At 67.9% G+C, this 2462-nt stretch carries 4 protein-coding genes; all 4 read left to right on the top strand.

The genetic code is table 11. From position 1 onward, the window contains the following. A partial coding sequence (locus DAT37_RS13010; protein ID WP_198654249.1) for a bifunctional DNA primase/polymerase occupies nt 1-568 on the top strand: 568 nt, incomplete at its 5' end. Beyond that, on the top strand, nt 565-1713 hold the full coding sequence (locus tag DAT37_RS13005; RefSeq protein WP_109525006.1) for an AAA family ATPase: 1149 nt from the start codon (nt 565-567) through the stop codon (nt 1711-1713). The genes DAT37_RS13010 and DAT37_RS13005, both read left to right, overlap by 4 nt. Further along, nucleotides 1710-1916: a helix-turn-helix domain-containing protein gene (locus DAT37_RS13000; RefSeq protein WP_109525005.1), complete on the top strand. Its 207-nt coding sequence runs from the start codon at nt 1710-1712 to the stop codon at nt 1914-1916. Before DAT37_RS13005 ends, DAT37_RS13000 begins: the two co-directional genes overlap by 4 nt. Next, the coding region (locus DAT37_RS12995) for a tyrosine-type recombinase/integrase (protein ID WP_198654248.1) at nt 1916-2462 on the top strand (547 nt) is incomplete at its 3' end. The genes DAT37_RS13000 and DAT37_RS12995, both read left to right, overlap by 1 nt.

Here is a 2462-nt window from a genome sequence, read left to right as displayed (position 1 = left end):
GGAGACCTTCCAGGTCCGCACCCGGCGCGGCGGCATGCACCTGTACTACACCGCCCCGGACGGCCTGACGCTCGGCAACACCCAAGGCACCAACGGCGGGCTCGCCTGGCTGATCGACACCCGCGCCAACGGCGGCATCATCGTCGGCCCCGGCAGCCACGTCACCGCCAGCGACGGCACAGGCACCTACCAGGTCGTCCACACCGCCCCCGCCGCGCCACTGCCCGACTGGCTAGCCGAACGGCTCACACCCGCCCCACTCCCACCGCAGAAACCGGTGGTGGTATCGCTGCCGTCCAACCGGCGCGGCAGCTACCTGCGCGCCGCCGTCACCGCCGAACTGCAACGGGTCACCACCTCACCGCCAGACGGGCACAACATCGCGCTCTACCGCGCGGCGGTGGCACTCGGTCAGCTCGTGGCCGGTAGCGAACTGACCGAGCACGACGTCACAGCCTGGCTCACCGACGCCGCTCAGCAGGTCGGCCAACCCTACGGCGAGGCCACCCGCACCATCGCCTCAGGACTACGGACCGGTGCCCGCCGCCCGCGAACAGTCGCCGCATGAACAGCAACGACCGTTCATCCCACCTGCGCCTGGTCTCCGGTGATGCCGTCCACGCGCCCGGCGACCAGCCGGACGCGGCGGTGCCGTTCCGCACCTCGTGGACCGCAGACGAACTCATGGCCATGACCTTCCCCGAGACCAAATGGGCCGTGCCCGGCGTCATCGCCGAAGGGCTCAGCCTGCTGGCCGGACCGCCAAAGGTCGGCAAGTCGTGGCTCTCCCTGGCTACCGCCATCGCGGTGGCCGCCGGGACCAGGGCACTCGGCTCCATCCCGGTGGAGCCTGGCCCGGTGCTCTACCTCGCACTGGAAGACACCCCGCGCCGACTCCAGTCCCGCATGCGCAAGATCCTGGGCAACAGGCCCGCGCCGAAGGATCTCACGCTGGCCACCTCCTGCCCAACCCTGCCGCAGGGCGGGGAAGAGGCCATCGCCAACTGGCTGAAACGCAACGTCGGCGCACGCCTGGTCGTCATCGACGTGTTCGCCAAGGTCCGCGGCACCACCCCACCCGGCCTGTCCGCCTACGACGCCGACTACACCGCCATGGGCCGCGCCAAACGCCTGGCCGACACCTTCGGCGTGGCCGTCATGCTCGTCCATCACGTCCGCAAGATGGGCTCAGACGACTTCCTGGAGCAGGTCTCCGGCACCAACGGCCTGGCCGGTGCGGCTGATTCCACGTTGGTTCTCAAGCGCGCCCGAGGGACCGCTGACGGCGTGCTTCACATCACCGGCAGGGATGTGGAAGAGGCCGAACATGCCCTGTCCTTCCAGGTCGAGACCGGCACGTGGCACTTGCTCGACGGCCCTGCCGACGAACACGCCCTGTCAGCCACTCGTGCCGCCATCGTCCGCCATCTGCGCCAGCACCCTGCCAGCCAGCCCCGGGACATCGCCGAAGCCATCGGCATGTCCCGCGACACCGTCAAGAAGACCTGCGCCCGGATGGCCAGCGACGGCCAGCTCTGCGTGGACGCCGCCGGACGCTACCGCCTGCCGGGGACAGACCCGGCAGGAAGTGTCCCCGCTGTCCCCGCTGTCCCCGAACCGCCATCGACCAGCGAAAACACCGCGATTCTCCGGGGACACCCGGTTCTGCCGGGTGTCCCCGCTGTCCCCAGCAAGGAGAGCGACCCTTCATGAACGCCCCAGCCATTGAAGATGCCCGGCTCTACCGCGTGAGCGATGTCGTCCGCCTACTCGGCTTCAGCAGGAGCCTGATCTACGAACTCATTCGCTCCGGGCGCTTGCCCTCCGTCAGTGAAGGCCGCGCTCGCCGCATCACCGCCAACGGCATCCGCGAGTACATCGCCCTCCTGGAGAAGGAAGCAGAGGAAGCAGCCTGATGACCAAGCGACGCAGCAGAGGGGACGGCGGTCTCCGCTGGGACGAGACTCGTCAGCGCTGGATCGCCACGCTGACGGTGGGCTACACGCCCGCCGGAAAGCGCATCGTCAAGAAGGGAACCGGCAAGACCAAGACCGAAGCTAAGGCCAAGCTCAGAGAGATTCTGAGGGACTACGAGGACGGCCTGACCCTCGCGAAGGGAGACGCCACCGTCGAACAAGCCATAACCGACTGGCTCAAGTACGAGCTGAGCCGTCGGGACAAGGCCACCTATGAGGCAGGGCAGATCATGTGCCGCGTGCACATCATCCCAGCCTTGGGTAAGCGGAAGCTCCGCGAACTCAGCGCACAGGATGTGGACAAGTGGCTCTCGGGGAAGGCCAAGACGCTGAGCACGAGCACACTCCGGCTGATCAGGTCGTATCTAAACAGGTCGATCAAGCGCGCGATGGCCCGTGACCTGGTCAAAAGGAACGTGGTGGACCTCTGCTCTGTCCCGCACGGCAAGGATGGCCGCCCTTCCAAGGCGCTCACGCTGGCTCAGG

Source organism: Nocardia aurea, from assembly GCF_003123685.1.
GTDB classification, from domain to species: Bacteria; Actinomycetota; Actinomycetes; order Mycobacteriales; family Mycobacteriaceae; genus Nocardia; species Nocardia aurea.
Note: the sequence above shows the minus strand (reverse complement) of the source record. Positions and strands in the feature narration are given on the sequence as shown.

Bases quoted from the DNA above. Each gene is read 5' to 3' on its own strand.
- DAT37_RS13005 (WP_109525006.1), top strand. From the start codon at position 565: ATGAACAGCAACGACCGTTCATCCCACCTGCGCCTGGTCTCCGGTGAT.
- DAT37_RS13000 (WP_109525005.1), top strand. From the start codon at position 1,710: ATGAACGCCCCAGCCATTGAAGATGCCCGGCTCTACCGCGTGAGCGAT.